The sequence below is a fragment of the Pseudanabaenaceae cyanobacterium SKYG29 genome (genome assembly GCA_025055675.1).
Taxonomy (GTDB): Bacteria; Cyanobacteriota; Cyanobacteriia; order Pseudanabaenales; family Pseudanabaenaceae; genus M5B4.
In genome coordinates, this window is the sequence record JANWWT010000001.1 from 243,145 (window position 1) to 257,296 (window position 14,152).

The 14,152-nt window shown below is 50.5% G+C and carries 13 protein-coding genes, 1 tRNA gene and 1 pseudogene; 8 read left to right on the forward strand and 7 right to left on the reverse strand.

Annotation, left to right across the window (positions count from 1 at the left end; all coding sequences use genetic code 11):
* Window position 1: 1 nt before the first annotated feature.
* On the reverse strand, window positions 2-403 hold the full coding sequence (locus tag NZM01_01145) for a hypothetical protein (protein MCS6958640.1): 402 nt from the start codon (window positions 401-403) through the stop codon (window positions 2-4).
* Between the two features lie 68 nt (window positions 404-471).
* On the opposite strand from NZM01_01145, the gene NZM01_01150 reads away from it, so the two are divergent.
* Window positions 472-552 (forward strand) — tRNA-Leu (locus tag NZM01_01150).
* Window positions 553-624: 72 nt separating this feature from the next.
* Window positions 625-2,856 (forward strand): DUF1796 family putative cysteine peptidase, encoded by a 2,232-nt coding sequence (locus NZM01_01155; protein MCS6958641.1) that lies wholly within the window; start codon window positions 625-627, stop codon window positions 2,854-2,856.
* Here NZM01_01155 and NZM01_01160 read toward each other — a convergent pair.
* The 4 genes and pseudogenes from NZM01_01160 to NZM01_01175 form a co-directional block, all read right to left on the reverse strand.
* Window positions 2,853-3,119: a TMEM165/GDT1 family protein gene (locus NZM01_01160; protein ID MCS6958642.1), complete on the reverse strand. Its 267-nt coding sequence runs from the start codon at window positions 3,117-3,119 to the stop codon at window positions 2,853-2,855. The two genes, NZM01_01155 and NZM01_01160, sit on opposite strands and share 4 nt — an antisense overlap.
* 335 nt (window positions 3,120-3,454) lie before the next feature.
* Window positions 3,455-4,546, reverse strand: a complete 1,092-nt coding sequence (locus NZM01_01165; GenBank protein ID MCS6958643.1) for a glycerophosphodiester phosphodiesterase — start codon at window positions 4,544-4,546, stop codon at window positions 3,455-3,457.
* Between the two features lie 156 nt (window positions 4,547-4,702).
* Window positions 4,703-5,017: pseudogene (locus tag NZM01_01170) on the reverse strand (calcium-binding protein).
* Window positions 5,018-5,099: 82 nt separating this feature from the next.
* The gene (locus tag NZM01_01175; GenBank protein ID MCS6958644.1) at window positions 5,100-6,350 is read right to left on the reverse strand and encodes an efflux RND transporter periplasmic adaptor subunit; all 1,251 of its coding nucleotides are present in this window, start codon (window positions 6,348-6,350) and stop codon (window positions 5,100-5,102) included.
* A 171-nt stretch (window positions 6,351-6,521) separates the two neighbouring features.
* Here NZM01_01175 and NZM01_01180 point away from each other — a divergent pair, with 171 nt between their 5' ends.
* The 4 genes from NZM01_01180 to metK all read left to right on the forward strand — a co-directional run bounded on the left by NZM01_01180 (window position 6,522) and on the right by metK (window position 10,345).
* Entirely contained in the window at window positions 6,522-7,706 is a 1,185-nt protein-coding gene (locus tag NZM01_01180; protein ID MCS6958645.1) for a Coenzyme F420 hydrogenase/dehydrogenase, beta subunit C-terminal domain, read from the forward strand.
* 51 nt (window positions 7,707-7,757) lie between these two features.
* Window positions 7,758-8,828 (forward strand): undecaprenyl/decaprenyl-phosphate alpha-N-acetylglucosaminyl 1-phosphate transferase, encoded by a 1,071-nt coding sequence (locus NZM01_01185; protein MCS6958646.1) that lies wholly within the window; start codon window positions 7,758-7,760, stop codon window positions 8,826-8,828.
* Between the two features lie 83 nt (window positions 8,829-8,911).
* Window positions 8,912-9,079, forward strand: coding sequence for a hypothetical protein (locus tag NZM01_01190; GenBank protein ID MCS6958647.1), 168 nt, complete (start codon window positions 8,912-8,914; stop codon window positions 9,077-9,079).
* A gap of 45 nt (window positions 9,080-9,124) precedes the next feature.
* On the forward strand, window positions 9,125-10,345 hold the full coding sequence (metK, locus tag NZM01_01195) for a methionine adenosyltransferase (protein MCS6958648.1): 1,221 nt from the start codon (window positions 9,125-9,127) through the stop codon (window positions 10,343-10,345).
* 4 nt (window positions 10,346-10,349) lie between these two features.
* Here the strand turns inward: metK and NZM01_01200 are convergent, their stop codons facing one another.
* On the reverse strand, window positions 10,350-10,655 hold the full coding sequence (locus NZM01_01200) for a DUF3155 domain-containing protein (GenBank protein ID MCS6958649.1): 306 nt from the start codon (window positions 10,653-10,655) through the stop codon (window positions 10,350-10,352).
* A 95-nt stretch (window positions 10,656-10,750) separates the two neighbouring features.
* Entirely contained in the window at window positions 10,751-11,410 is a 660-nt protein-coding gene (locus NZM01_01205) for a hypothetical protein (GenBank protein MCS6958650.1), read from the reverse strand.
* Window positions 11,411-11,602: 192 nt separating this feature from the next.
* On the opposite strand from NZM01_01205, the gene thrC reads away from it, so the two are divergent.
* Together thrC and NZM01_01215 are read left to right on the forward strand one after the other, a co-directional pair.
* Window positions 11,603-12,895 carry a threonine synthase gene (gene thrC / locus NZM01_01210; GenBank protein ID MCS6958651.1) on the forward strand — a complete coding sequence of 431 codons (1,293 nt, stop codon included), beginning with the start codon at window positions 11,603-11,605 and terminating at the stop codon, window positions 12,893-12,895.
* 42 nt (window positions 12,896-12,937) lie between these two features.
* On the forward strand, window positions 12,938-14,098 hold the full coding sequence (locus NZM01_01215) for a 1-deoxy-D-xylulose-5-phosphate reductoisomerase (GenBank protein MCS6958652.1): 1,161 nt from the start codon (window positions 12,938-12,940) through the stop codon (window positions 14,096-14,098).
* Window positions 14,099-14,152: the final 54 nt, after the last annotated feature.

Here is a 14,152-nt window from a genome sequence, read left to right on the forward strand (position 1 = left end):
ATTACCAGCGCACCTGTGCCAGCATGTAGGTAAACAGAACAAATACCATGAGCATCATCATCGCTACAACAATCGGGGTCAACTTGGGGGCGATAGGCAGGAGGAGGATAACAAACAACAACGCCATAGCCAAGGCAATCTTCCCCGCTGTGTAAAATCTCAGCCCCCCTTTTCCCCCTTTAACCCGCTGCGCCCGCCAACATTTGCCATCCCAGTGCCAACAGCCTTGAAAGGGGTCAATGGCATCCAACTGCACTAAACTATTGCCATCCTCTGCCACCGTAAAAATGGAAGCACACTTATCGCAACCGAGGGCATCAGTGAGCATGATGGGATTTAGTCTGCCTTTGCGGGGACAAACACAGGGATAGGATTGTTGTAGGTCAATCTTCTGGGGAGGCACAGCAGCATTAACTCTATCTTTGGTTATTCTAACACTGCTAAAATGGACTATAATAAAAACTCTGTTAAGCGGACGTGGCGGAATTGGTAGACGCGCTGGATTTAGGTTCCAGTGTCTTTGACGTAAGAGTTCGAGTCTCTTCGTCCGCATCCTAGGGGGGGAGGCAAATCCTAATACCCTTGATGCTACTATGAACCTAGCCTGATTCAGGGGAGCTAGCTATGTATCGGTTTCAAGTGCGCGCCCATACTCAACCAGGGGAGTATATTGCCATAGTCGGTTCTGTACCCAAGCTAGGTATGTGGTCACCTGCCCAAGCCCTTCCCCTCGCCACTAATCCTGATATATACCCCCTCTGGCAGATCGAACTTGACCCCGCGCACCTTGTCCACGCAGAAAATCGCCTCGAGTACCAATATCTCCATGTCAAATCCCCAACTAAGGTGGAATGGGAATCAAAGTTAAAAAATCGCGCTGTGCCCATCGAGCCTACGCCTGAGATGCTGGTGATTGATAACGGCTATTGGGGCACGATCGAGCCCTACGCCTATAGCTATTACGAGTATGGCACTGCCCCTGTAATTTTGCCCCAAAGGGAAGGGAGTCTGAGGATTGTGATTGTGGGTAGCTCGGTGGCAGCGGGCTGCAGTGCTTGGAAGTTGCGGGGATGGGCATGGCTATTACAACAGGAATTACACAGGCGGTTTGGGCATCAGGTCTTACTACACGCCAAGTTAGGGGCAAACGTTACGAATATTATTGACTGGTTTCCCGACTTGGTGGCTAATCACCGTCCGGACATCGTCATCATTGCTCTATCTTTGGGGAATGAAGGTTTAGCTAGCGCGCCTAACTATGAATACAAAGCTATCCAAAGGCGGTTTGAGAGTGGCTTGCAGAAGTTGCTGGATATGACTAGAGCGATCGGAGCTTTGCCGATGTTAGGGGGTGTTTATCCCAACGGCCACTATAACCAGGATCACTACAACATTTTGTTGGAAACTCACCATCGCATGCTCTGTTGGGAAGTACCTGTGTTTAACTGGCTCAGCGCTTTAGATAATGGTCAGGGACGTTGGAAGCCAGGTATCTGCTTTGATCACGCCCACCCCAACAGTGAAGGTCATCGCTTGATGTTTGCTGCTATCCCTTTAGAGCTATTTGACCTCAATCGCCAACAGTTGCAAGACAAACAAAAACAGCTACAACTGCCGGACAAAGTGCCAGTTTTCTCGGATGAACAGGGCTTCCACATTATGGTCAATCCCCAGACTAAAGCCCTCCGCCTTATCAACGCTACTCGCTATCCCTACATCGTTTCCCCTAGTTGGCGAGAGTTACAGGAGGCAGTGCGCACAAAAGCTAATCTCTTACCAGGGATTTACACCCTCAACCACCCCAAAGGCAATACTCCTTTGTCTTTCTTTGTCAAAGTGGATAGAACGATCGAGACTGTTTTGGAAATTCCCCCCGGCAGTGACAGTGAATATACAGCAACTTTCCATCTCTTTGCCCCCAAAGCCTGTCAAATTCTCTACTACGATGGACAATTGGGCTTACTGAAAGAGAGTGATCAACGCCTGCGTATCCTCAACGAAACAGACCACGAATATAACATCCATCCCATGTGGCAGGAAGTGCGCAGCGCCCTCAAAGCCATGCCCCCTGGTGTCTATAAAGATACGCTCGAGCCGGAAGCCCAGTTCCGTACTATGATGATCGGTAAAGATGGCTTAGAAAGTCGCATCAAAGCTAGACCCAAGTCTTCCATCGTCTATGAATACCGATCGCCTTTATCTGCTATCTCGCGGGTGGGAATTATTCCCTTGGGGGACAGATGCGCCGTGCGGATGTTGTTGTACAAACTGGAGTGGGACGGTCCTGCCTATCCCTTTGACCTGACACGGACAACAATTTTGAGTGATGTGGCAGATATTATTGCCAATCGGTTTGAAAATATGTGGAACCCCGACTATCTGCGCTATAACCCCCACGAAAAGAGAATCTATCACACGAAATGGTCGGGTCTGTCCTTTGCCCATGAAGTGGAAGAGAATGACCAAAATATGTACCCTGTCTTTGAACGGATGAAGATGCGCTATTCTAGCCGCGCTGCTCGCTTCTGGTACACTATCAAACACGCTAACGAGTTGTTGTTCATTCGCACAGGGGTAGCCGATCGCAATAGTGTTATAGACATGGTGCAAAAACTAGAACAAATCTGTCAAAATAAACCCTTCCGCTTTATGCTCATCTCTCTCCAGGATGCCAGGGATATAGTTGATATTCCTCACGTTTTGCATTATTGCTTTGACTTCAATCCCGATCGGATGTACAACGACGAGCACTACTGGCGGGAATGCGCTAAGACCATGGGGAGCATTTTAGAATCGATCGGAGTTTCCAGCAAAAATCTGTTCTGGTGTCCCCCCAAAGTGCCCAAAGAAGATTAACGTGCCAGAGTGCGAACGGCAAGGAAAGCAAAAATGAGGGCGGCAAGAGCTTTTAACGGACGGTCTGGTAGGAGGTAGGCGACCCCATCCCCTAGAAGAACACCTAAGCCACTGGTTAGCAGCAAGGCACTGGCAGAACCAAGGAAGATATACCAGGGAAAGCGAGAATTACTAGTCATGGTGAACGTCACCAACTGACTTTTGTCCCCCAATTCTGAAATGAAGATAGTGATAAAACAGGCGAAAAATAATTCCCAGTTCATCAAAAATAAATGTCTAAAATTCTGTCGCTGATCCAAGAATTACTATACACAGCCATGGCAGCCTGTAGCAAGACTGGCAAGTATTTTGGGAACAGCAGTTTTTGACATGCTCGCTGGGTTGAAGCCCAAGAATTTTTTCTCAGGTGATCACGTGAGCTACACCGAATATGCAGCAGTCGGCAAAGAAGGATGGCACAGTAGCGCCTGCACTATTGCACTACCCGCCGGAAGTACACCACGGTTTGGGAAAACTCTCCAACCTCCGAGGGACACTGAAGGGCGGGGCTTTTCCTGGTCAGCCAAAAAGAAACCCGCCTCTGCATCCATTAAATTAATTAGCGCCCAGACAGTTGCCCAATACCAGCCAAGGGAGCTACAGGAGAGAAAGGATAAAGAATATTAACTACATCCAGGGCAGTGCCAGGGTAATCGGTGAACAAGCCATCTACTCCCAAACCGTAAAATTGGACATACTCCAGCTGGGGGTCACGGTTATAGTCTTCTAGGAGGGTGCTTGCCTCGTTGCGGAAGGTGTAGGGATGTACCAATAGCCCAGCACGGTGGGCATCAGCAATGACATTGGTAGGCGGCAGACCCCGATTATCCGCCGCTCCGACAATCAAACGCTTCGAGGGTCCAATGCCATCAGCATAGGTGGCAATTTCGGCTAAGCCCTGGGGCGTGAGTAAATCAGCATAGGTACGTCGATCGCCACTGACAACAAAGTCAAAGGGACGGTCTCCCACTACCCGTCCGTCAGGTAAGGTGGTACCCACGCCAATCAGTTGTACTAGCGGCAGCTCGGTTAGACGATTGAGTTCTTTGAGGATGCCCACTTCAAAAGATTGAATGAACACAGGGTCAGTGCGACGGGTATAGCCATTGCGACTGAGAACATCCACCAATCTCTGCTCCATCGCCAAACCCAAATTGCGAAAGTAAGTGGGATGCTTGGTTTCGGGGTAAATACCGATCGTTCTGCCTGTCTCGGCACTCTTACGTTTCACCAAGTCGATAATTTCCTGCAGGGTGGGCACCTGAAACAGTCCATCGAAGGCCTTACTCCGATCGGCACGGGGTTCAATTGCCCGCAGGGTTTTCAATTCTGCTAGGGTAAAATCTTCCACGAACCATTCATTTGCCACTGTCACACCGTCAATCACTTTGGTCGTACGGCGATTGGCAAATTCTGGACGGCGAGCCACATCTGTAGTTGTGCCCAAGAACGGCTCATGGCGAGCTACCAGCACCCCATCTTTCGTCACCACCAAGTCTGGCTCCACATAGTCCGCACCCAAATCGATCGCTAATTCATAGGCTGCCAAGGTATGCTCCGGTCGTTGACCGCTAGCACCCCGGTGGGCAATCACGATCGGTCTGGGGGGAATGACAAAGAAATCATTGGCAGTAGGCACAGCATTTTGCACCGTCGCCAAGACCGCACCGCCTCTGATCGCGATGGTAGTGTTGTTACCCGTTGTGGTGATTGTTAAATCAGCAAAAGTGAGACCTTTGCCTAGGGCAAATTTATCGGTACCGGGGGTGAAATCGGTGATGATGTCATTACTGGCAGTTTCGCGTCTGAGGACAAAGGTATCTCTCCCAGGACCACCAGTGAGGGTGTCGTTGCCCAAGTCACCACTCAACCAGTCGTCTCCCTCCCCACCGATTAAGATGTCATCCCCCTTGCCGCCGAAGAGGGTATCATTACCGCCTAAACCAGAAATGGAGTCATTGCCTTGGTTGCCGTTGACCCGATCGTTGGCAGCGCTGCCCGTGATTGTGTCATTGCCATCGAGGGCAATTAGTCCGCCGAATTTACCAGAGAGAGTGGTAGGTTGAATAGTAAAGCTGTTGTTGCCGTTGTCGAGGGGAAAGAAGGGATTGTTAATTGTCATACGAGACCCAATGCAGACAATAAACCCAATTTCCCACACTGAGGTTAAGGCAAGATTTAGGGTAGGTTAACAAGGGGTTACCCTACCGGCGGGGTAGTTCTAAATAGATGCGTTCTCCTCCCGTCAAGCCGCTGAGAATTTGGGTTTGTTGATTAAAGGTACTCCCGATCGTCACTGGTCTAAACTCTGGCTTGCCGCCTTGATCGACATACACTCCCGTTTGTCCCCCTTCTGTGACAATGGCGACGGTGGGCACAACGATCGCTTGGGGAATCTCCCTGCCCTTGAGTTTTAGTTCCACGTTCATACCCGATCGGAGTTGGTCCTGCCCCGTGAGTAAGTCGATGCGCACCTGGAAGGAAGTGACATTTTGCTGGACAACCGCTTCAGGAGCAATCAGACGGACTTTACCTTGATAGACCCGATCGGGATAGGCATCAGCAATGATCTCTACGGCTTGACCCACTTGCACCTGGCTAATATCAACTTCCGGGATTTCTGCCAGAATTTCTAAACCCCTAGCAAGGGCAACGATCGAGGTGGATGTCGCAGAAGAGGTAAGAGTTGCCGTAGTCGTAGGAGTGACAAACGCACCAACATTGGCGTATTTCTGAGTGATAATGCCAGCAAAGGGAGCACGAATGATAGTATCTTCCAGCTGCACTTTCACTGCCGCCAGGCGAGCTTGGGCTTCCTGTAGTTGGGCTTCCGCTTGGGCGATTTCTTCTGGACGCGCACCATTGAGCAACCTTTCCAACTGCTTCTGTCTATCCCGCAAATTCGCCTGGGCACTGTTGGCTTCCGCAATAATTTCATCCATCCGATCGGTAGGAATCACTCCCTCTTTGGCAAGGGCGACAAACCGATCGAGTCTTTTTTGCGCTAACTCCGCTCTAGCCTGGGCAGCTGCCACTTGCGCTTTGGCGGCATTAATTTCCTCCGGGCGGGCACCATTTCGCAAGCGCGCTAAATTAGCTTGGGCACTGGCAACTAGGGCGGCTGCCTGCTGCAGTTGCGGTTCAATACTACTGCTGTCCATCCTGGCCACAATTTGCCCTTCTACAACCCTGTCTCCCTGGTCTACCAAGAGTTCAACTAGCTTTCCCCCCACTTTGGGACTGAGATTGACCGTCTGACTAGGGACAACTTTGCCACTGGCACCAAGGGTGACTGGCAGGGTAATCCGCTCCACCACTGCTGTTTTTGCTAAACTGACCGCCGGTTCTCGATTGGGGCGCAAAGACAGAAGGGCTATTGCTCCTAAACAAACGACGCTACCCCCTAGCCACCATAGCCAGTAAGGAGTTCTACCCTTAGAAATAGTGACTGCCATGAGTGTTCCCCAATGTAGGGCTACTTTATATTAACATTTGTTTCTAGCAGCAACCCAATACCCATAAAGTTTATATTTTCCCTCGGTTAATAACAACTGTAGGAAACTTAAACAATTGTTTAACTATCTCTGCGGGATTACAATAAACATTAGTCATAACAAATTATTTTTATGAAGCATTGGAAAGCTAAAGGGCAGACAAACAGTAACCGCCGCCCTGCAAAAGAGCTGTGCAGTGAATGTGGTCTTTGTGATACATACTACATCCACTATGTGAAAGAGGCTTGTGCATTCTTACATCAACAATTTGATCATTTGGAAGCAAATACCCACGGTAGACCAAGGGATTTAGCCAATGACCAGGAACTATACTTCGGTGTGCACCAGGAAATGTGGATGGCAAAAAAGATAGACCCCATCCCAGGCGCACAGTGGACAGGCATCGTCACTACGATCGCTACTGCCATGCTCACCCAGGGCAAGGTGGAAGGGGTAATCTGTGTGCAGTCCGACCCCACCGATCGGTTTCAACCCAAGCCTATTCTGGCTACCACCCCCGCGGAAATCTACAAAGCCAGAGTGAACAAACCTACCCTTTCCCCCAATTTATCCCTGCTGGAACAGGTGGAACGATCGGGGATGAAGAAACTGCTAGTAATTGGTGTGGGCTGTCAGATTCAGGCTTTGCGGGCAGTGGAAAAACATCTAGGTTTGGACAAGCTCTACGTTTTGGGGACGCCCTGTGTCGATAATGTGACCAGAGCAGGCTTGCAGAAGTTTTTAGAAACTACCAGTCGGTCGCCCCATACAGTTGTCCACTATGAATTCATGCAGGATTTTAATGTGCACTTCAAACATGAAGATGGTTCCGTGGAGAAAGTCCCCTTCTTTGCTCTCAATACGAAAGAACTAAAAGATGTGTTTGCTCCTTCCTGTATGACTTGTTTTGATTATGTCAACAGTTTAGCGGATTTAGTAGTGGGCTATATGGGGGCTACCTTTGGTTGGCAGTGGATCGTTGTGCGCAACGAGCGGGGGCGGGAGATGCTAGAAATAGCGAAAGAGGTGTTGACGTTCCAACCTGTTATTTCCCAGGGCAATCGCAAAGCAGCAGTCCAACAATCGATCGCAGCCTATGACCGGGCTGTCACTCTGCCCCTGTGGTTAGGGTGGCTGTTGGGGTTTATCATCAATCGCATTGGTCCCAAGGGTTTAGAATATGGGCGCTTTTCCATTGATTCCCATTTCATTCGCAACTTTTTGTATGTCAAACGCCGCTATCCCCACAAACTCCTGAGCCATGTGCCTGAATTTGCCCGCCGCATCATCAGTCAATATCAGCTACCCGCCGACTAGACTATCCTGCCTACCCCACCTATCATAGGTCTTATGATCTCTTAAGACTCCATGGTGCGGGAACCCTTACCCTTTCTTGTGGCATTTGGTCTGTCGGCAGTAGTTGTGTGGGTAACTACTCCCTTGGTGCGTACCATTGGTCTGCGCCTAGGTATCGTTGATAAACCAAGCAGCCGCAAGATGCACAAAGAACCTGTAGCTAGGATCGGGGGGGTATCTATATTTTTGGGGACAGCTACGGCTTTATTGTTTTGCTGGTGGGCGGGGTGGTTTGGCGTGTTGCCCACACCTAAGGAATACGAGATTTGGGGCGTAACGATCGGGGGATTGTTGTTTTTTGCTATTGGTCTAGCGGATGACTTCCTGGACTTGCCTGCTCTGTCCCGCTTGGTCGGGCAATTGTTGGTGGCGGGGTTAGCATGGTGGGTAGGTGTGCGCATTGAGTTTATCACCTTGCCCTTTGTCGGGCTAGTACAGTTGGGCGTACTGAGTTTTCCTGTGACAGTGCTGTGGCTGGCAGGAATTGCCAATGCGGTGAATTGGATTGATGGGTTGGATGGCTTAGCGGCAGGGGTGTCAGCGATCGCGGCACTGATTTTGTTGATCACCAGTCTGTTTATGAAGCAATCAGGGGCGGGTTTGATTGCCGCTGCCCTCTCAGGAGGATGTGTAGCATTCCTACGCTACAACTTCAAGCCCGATCGTCCGGCGGAAATCTTTATGGGGGATGGGGGAGCCTACTATTTAGGCTTCACCTTGGCTGGCATCAGTGTGATTGGTGTGGCAAAGACAGTGGCAACGATGGCAGTAGTTTTACCCTACCTCATTCTGGCTGTACCTCTATTTGATGCCTTAACAGTAATCTTGACACGGCTTTATAGAGGACAATCACCTTTTGTAGCCGATAAAAGGCACCTACACCATCGTTTGGTAGCTGCAGGAGTGTCCAAGCGCCATACGGTTTTGTTCATCTATGCCTTGACCCTTTGGGTTGGGAGTTTAGCCCTGGCTATTTCAGGGATGACGGCCGGGGGAACCTACGCTGCGATCGGGACAGGGATTATGGTCTATGCGGGCTGGCGTACCTGGCAGCGGATTCGCCGTAACAATAACGCTACCTAACGGTTCTGTAAAGTTCTACAAAAGTTAAACAATTGCTTAACCCTTCTTGGGTAACATGACTTAGCTGAGTTAGCTAGTAGGCAATGAGTCTACCGCTGTTCATAACTACTTTAGTGCTCCTCACCGTTTTAGTGTTGGCTGCTTCCTTGCCTAATCGGGTCTACGCTGGCAACGATCGGGTCTTTGTTATCATTACTCTCATCTTTTGCTTCCTTACTTTAGGAGCACTGGTGATGTTTATCAAAATCTAGCGGAAAATGTTAGGTTAAAATCTACCCAAACTAGGAGGTCAAGCCTTGCTCTTCACATCTGAATCCGTCACAGAAGGACATCCAGATAAAATCTGCGACCAAATTTCCGATGCGATCGTGGATGCCCTGCTGGCCCAAGACCCCCAATCCCGCGTGGCGGCAGAAGTGGTGGTAAATACGGGGTTAGTGTTAATTACAGGGGAAATTACCTCCAAGGCACAGGTAAATTATGTAGAGCTGGCGAGAAAGAAAATTGCCGAAATTGGTTACATCCATGCGGAAAACGGTTTTGCTGCCCATAGTTGCGCAGTCATGGTTGCCCTCGATGAGCAGTCCCCTGATATTGCTCAGGGAGTCGATCGGGCTTTAGAGGTGCGCCAGGGTAGCGAAGATGACCTACTAGAAGCGATCGGAGCCGGCGACCAGGGAATCATGTTCGGCTTTGCCTGTGATGAAACGCCGGAACTGATGCCGATGCCCATTGCTCTCGCCCACCGCATTGCCCGCCAACTCAGCTACTGTCGTAAATCGGGGCAGCTCCCCTACCTCCGTCCCGATGGCAAAACCCAAGTGACTGTCGTCTACGACCAGGGCAAAGTTGTAGGCATAGACACAATCCTAGTGTCCACCCAGCACGCCCCCGCCATCGACGGTATCACAGACAATACCAAGGTACAAGCCCGCATTCGCCAAGACGTGTGGGAACAAGTAGTAGAACCCGTCTTTGCTGACCTAGAAGTAAAACCTAGCTCCCACACCCGCTTTTTGGTCAACCCCACGGGCAAATTTGTCATCGGCGGACCCCAAGGGGACTCCGGTCTCACGGGGCGCAAAATCATTGTTGATACCTATGGCGGTTATGCTCGCCATGGCGGCGGTGCCTTCTCTGGCAAAGACCCCACCAAAGTTGACCGTTCCGCTGCCTATGCCTGTCGCTATGTTGCCAAGAACATTGTGAAAGCGGGACTTGCCCGCAAATGTGAATTACAAGTGAGTTATGCCATCGGTGTTGCCCGCCCTACCAGTCTCACGATCGAGACCTTCGGTACAGGCAAACTAGACGATGCCAAGCTCCTAGAGTTGGTCAAAGCGGAATTTGACCTCCGACCCGCTGCCATCATCAAGAACTTTGGTCTAACCGACCTGCCCAGCAAACGCCAGGGGCGCTTCTATCAAGATGTGGCTGCCTATGGTCACTTTGGCAGAACTGACCTAGACCTACCCTGGGAAAAAACCGATCGGGCTGCCAGCCTAGCCAGTTCTTAAGAAGTTAAGAGGATTGAGCTACTCCTACTTTTTCTGCCGAACAGCGCAGACTGGGAAATAGGAAGTGGTTCTCCTCTACATACTGGGCACCAAACAAGCCCTTCTCTGCCCAAAAATAACGATCGGTGGTGTGTTCATTGCGACGCACCAGCAACAGAGCAGGGGGGACAATGTTAAAGGCTTGAATGAACTTGCGCGCAGCCGTTACGGGTTTATCATCACCACTGTCGAGGCAAAATTGAGGTACATTCTCCAGAATCTTTCTCCCTTCTTGGCGACGCTTACTTTTGCGCTTACGTCTTCTTGCCAACTTACTACCTCCTCGTCACAGCAATTTGGAATCACACCCCTTAATTATTACGCCAAAAGAGGGATATTTCAACTTTTCTTTACAAATTTTCGCCACTACAGTCTGCCTAAAGCAATGCGAGCTTTTTCCGTCTCCTGTAAAGCCCTCGTCCACAGCAGGCGCAACACCCGCTTTTGTTCCACCGCGGGGATGTATTCCACGGTTTCCCGCAGGGAGACATGGACACGGGTATTGACCCAGGGTTGGGGGAATTTGACAGCAATTTCGGCGGGGGAGGCAATTTTCTCTGCCATACGTGGCTTGGCATAGAGGCGCAGCACAGCCGCTACTGCGGGGCGATTTTCATCACAGAGGAAGTCATCAGGTTTGAGATAGCAGGTCTGCCAGAAATCATAGGCAAGAGTGTGGGCAGCTAGGGCATTTTGCAAAGGGGGAATACCAACTGCACTAGGGTCAAGGAGAGCAGTCCCGATCGCTGCCCGCGCTTTCTGCAGGGCTAACCCGTATTCAAATAGGGAAAATTCTGTTTCCAGTAGCTTGTTGAGGGCTTCCATGGCATCTAAGGCTTCTAGGTCAGCCGTTGTCAGAATGGGAGTTGTCGGCAGGTACTGGGGCAGTTGAAACTTACCCTGTAATTGCTGGGACAGGGGTGCCGTCTGGGGCTTGCCTTGGGTCTGATACTCTAAAGGCGCTGCTATCACCCCATAACTAAGCAATAAGCAGCTCAAACCGCAACCTAACCACCGATTACCCATACTCAATCCTCACAACTCCTACTAGAAGCATACTCCCATCCCTCCAATTCCCTGACAAGGAGTTAACTGTTCCCTTGTACCAGATATTGACAGAAAAAGCCTGATTCTTGAATTCAGACTATTTTAGTCGGGATTACTTGGGGGGTAGTTGTAGTTGTGGTAAACTGAGGCTTGACCTTGATAGAAATAGCCATGACTGCGACCCTAACCCGTACAGAGAAGACCTTTAGCTTGCTCCGCTGTAAGGAGTGTGGTGCTACCTATCAACCCAAAGCAATGCATGTGTGCGAAAAGTGTTTTGGTCCTTTGGAGGTGGTTTACAACTATGAGGCGATCGGGGCGAGGGTAACGCGGTCTGGCATTGAGGCAGGGCCCCATTCGATTTGGCGGTATCGGGATTTCCTGCCAGTGGAGACGGAGGATTATATTGACGTGGGGACGGGCATGACTCCCCTGCTGCGGGCATCACGGTTGGCGAAAAGGCTAGGGCTAAAGCGTCTTTACATCAAGAACGATGCGGTGAATATGCCGACTTTGAGCTTTAAGGATAGGGTTGTCTCAGTAGCCCTGAGTCGGGCACGAGAGTTGGGCTTTACTACCGTGGCTTGTGCCAGTACCGGCAATTTAGCTAATTCGACAGCAGCGATCGCTGCCCATGCGGGGTTGGACTGTTGTGTATTTATTCCTGCCGATTTAGAAGCGGGTAAGATTTTAGGTACGGTGGTCTATGCCCCCAAGGTGTTTGCTGTGCACGGCAACTATGACCAGGTGAATCGCCTTTGCTCGGAGGTGGCAAATACCTATGGTTGGGGCTTTGTCAACATCAATCTCCGCCCCTATTACTCGGAAGGTTCCAAGACCCTGGGGTTTGAGGTGGTAGAGCAGTTGGGATGGGAATTACCCGATCGGATTGTGGCTCCTCTGGCTTCAGGTTCTCTCTTTACCAAGATTTACAAAGGCTTCCAAGAATTTATCAAGGTGGGGCTGGTAGGGGAGAAAGCCGTGAGATTTAGTGGGGCACAGGCAGAAGGATGTTCCCCTATTGCCCAGGCATTTAAGGAAGGGCGGGACTTTATTGCCCCGGTTAAACCCAAGACCATTGCTAAGAGTATTGCCATTGGCAATCCGGCGGATGGTATCTATGCCCTAGAAGTTGCCCGCCAGACGGGAGGGGAAATTGAGTCAGTCACTGATGGGGAGATTGTAGAAGCCATCAAGCTCCTAGCGGAAACAGAGGGTATTTTTACGGAAACCGCAGGGGGTACCACAGTTGCTGTCCTGAAAAAGTTAGTGGAACTGGGCAAGATTGAACCAGAGGAAACAACAGTTGTTTACATCACGGGCAATGGTTTGAAAACCCAGGAGGCGGTACAGGGTTATGTGGGCGAGCCTTTCCAAATTGAAGCTAAGTTGGACAGCTTCGTACGCGCCTACGAACGTTCCCAGACCCTCGATCGCCTGGAGTGGCAAACTGCTCTGGTCTAAACCGCTGGTAGGGGTTAGACTAGAAGAAAACCTAAAGAAATTATGAAGCCCATCACTCTCCTTGGTTCGACGGGGTCGATCGGCACCCAGACCCTTGACATAGTGGCGCAATATCCCGATCGGTTTTCTATAGTGGGGTTAGCGGCGGGTAGCAATGTAGAGTTACTAGCCCATCAGGTACGGCGTTTCCAGCCAGAAATAGTGGGGATTGCCAGGGAAGAGAAACTGGAGGAGTTGCGGGAGGCACTCACAGGGGTTGACCCCATGCCGATTGTGGTAGCAGGGGGGGAGGGTTTACAAGTGGTAGCCAGCTATGGGGCGGCGGAAACAGTAGTTACAGGTATAGTGGGTTGTGCGGGATTGTTGCCCACGATCGCTGCCATCAAAGCAGGGAAAAACATAGCCCTGGCTAACAAGGAGACTCTGATTGCTGGTGGTCCAGTCATCAATCCCCTAGTGGCAGAGTATGGCGTTAAGTTACTGCCGGCTGATTCCGAACATTCAGCCATCTTTCAATGCCTCCAGGGAGTGCCGGCGGGGGGGCTAGCCAGAATTATTCTCACTGCTTCCGGGGGAGCCTTTAGGGATTTGCCCGTGGAAGCCCTAGCCCATGTCACTGTCGCCGATGCCCTCAAACATCCCAACTGGAGTATGGGCAAAAAAATCACGATCGATTCTGCCACCCTGATGAACAAGGGGTTAGAGGTAATTGAGGCTCACTACCTATTTGGCTTAGACTATGACCACATCGAGATTGTTATCCATCCCCAGAGCATTATCCATTCTTTGATTGAATTGCAGGACACTTCTGTGCTAGCCCAGCTAGGTTTGCCGGATATGCGGTTGCCCTTGTTGTATGCCCTGTCCTATCCCGATCGGGTGACCACTAACTGGGAACGCTTAGACCTGGTCAAATGTGCTAGTTTGACATTCCGTGCCCCTGACCATCGCAAATATCCCTGCATGGAATTAGCTTACAACGCAGGCAGAATCGGCGGGACAATGACCGCAGTACTAAACGCAGCTAATGAAGAGGCGGTTTCTCTCTTCCTGAGTGGCAGAATTGCTTTTATGGACATTCCCAAACTGATTGAAGCTACCTGCCAAGCCCATAGCTGTATCTCCCAACCCAGACTAGAGGACATCCTAGAAGCCGATCGGTGGGCGCGCAACTTTGTGCAAGCTCAACTACTGAGGGTGTAAGGAAACTGGTAGCGGCAATTTCCGTCTAAAATAGTGCTCAGGAAGTCGTGGGCT

Bases quoted from the DNA above. Each gene is read 5' to 3' on its own strand.
- NZM01_01185 (MCS6958646.1), top strand. From the start codon at position 7,758: ATGGTGCGGGAACCCTTACCCTTTCTTGTGGCATTTGGTCTGTCGGCA.
- NZM01_01180 (MCS6958645.1), top strand. From the start codon at position 6,522: ATGAAGCATTGGAAAGCTAAAGGGCAGACAAACAGTAACCGCCGCCCT.
- NZM01_01205 (MCS6958650.1), bottom strand. From the start codon at position 11,410: ATGGGTAATCGGTGGTTAGGTTGCGGTTTGAGCTGCTTATTGCTTAGT.
- thrC (MCS6958651.1), top strand. From the start codon at position 11,603: ATGACTGCGACCCTAACCCGTACAGAGAAGACCTTTAGCTTGCTCCGC.
- NZM01_01175 (MCS6958644.1), bottom strand. From the start codon at position 6,350: ATGGCAGTCACTATTTCTAAGGGTAGAACTCCTTACTGGCTATGGTGG.
- NZM01_01160 (MCS6958642.1), bottom strand. From the start codon at position 3,119: ATGAACTGGGAATTATTTTTCGCCTGTTTTATCACTATCTTCATTTCA.
- NZM01_01190 (MCS6958647.1), top strand. From the start codon at position 8,912: ATGAGTCTACCGCTGTTCATAACTACTTTAGTGCTCCTCACCGTTTTA.
- NZM01_01155 (MCS6958641.1), top strand. From the start codon at position 625: ATGTATCGGTTTCAAGTGCGCGCCCATACTCAACCAGGGGAGTATATT.
- NZM01_01215 (MCS6958652.1), top strand. From the start codon at position 12,938: ATGAAGCCCATCACTCTCCTTGGTTCGACGGGGTCGATCGGCACCCAG.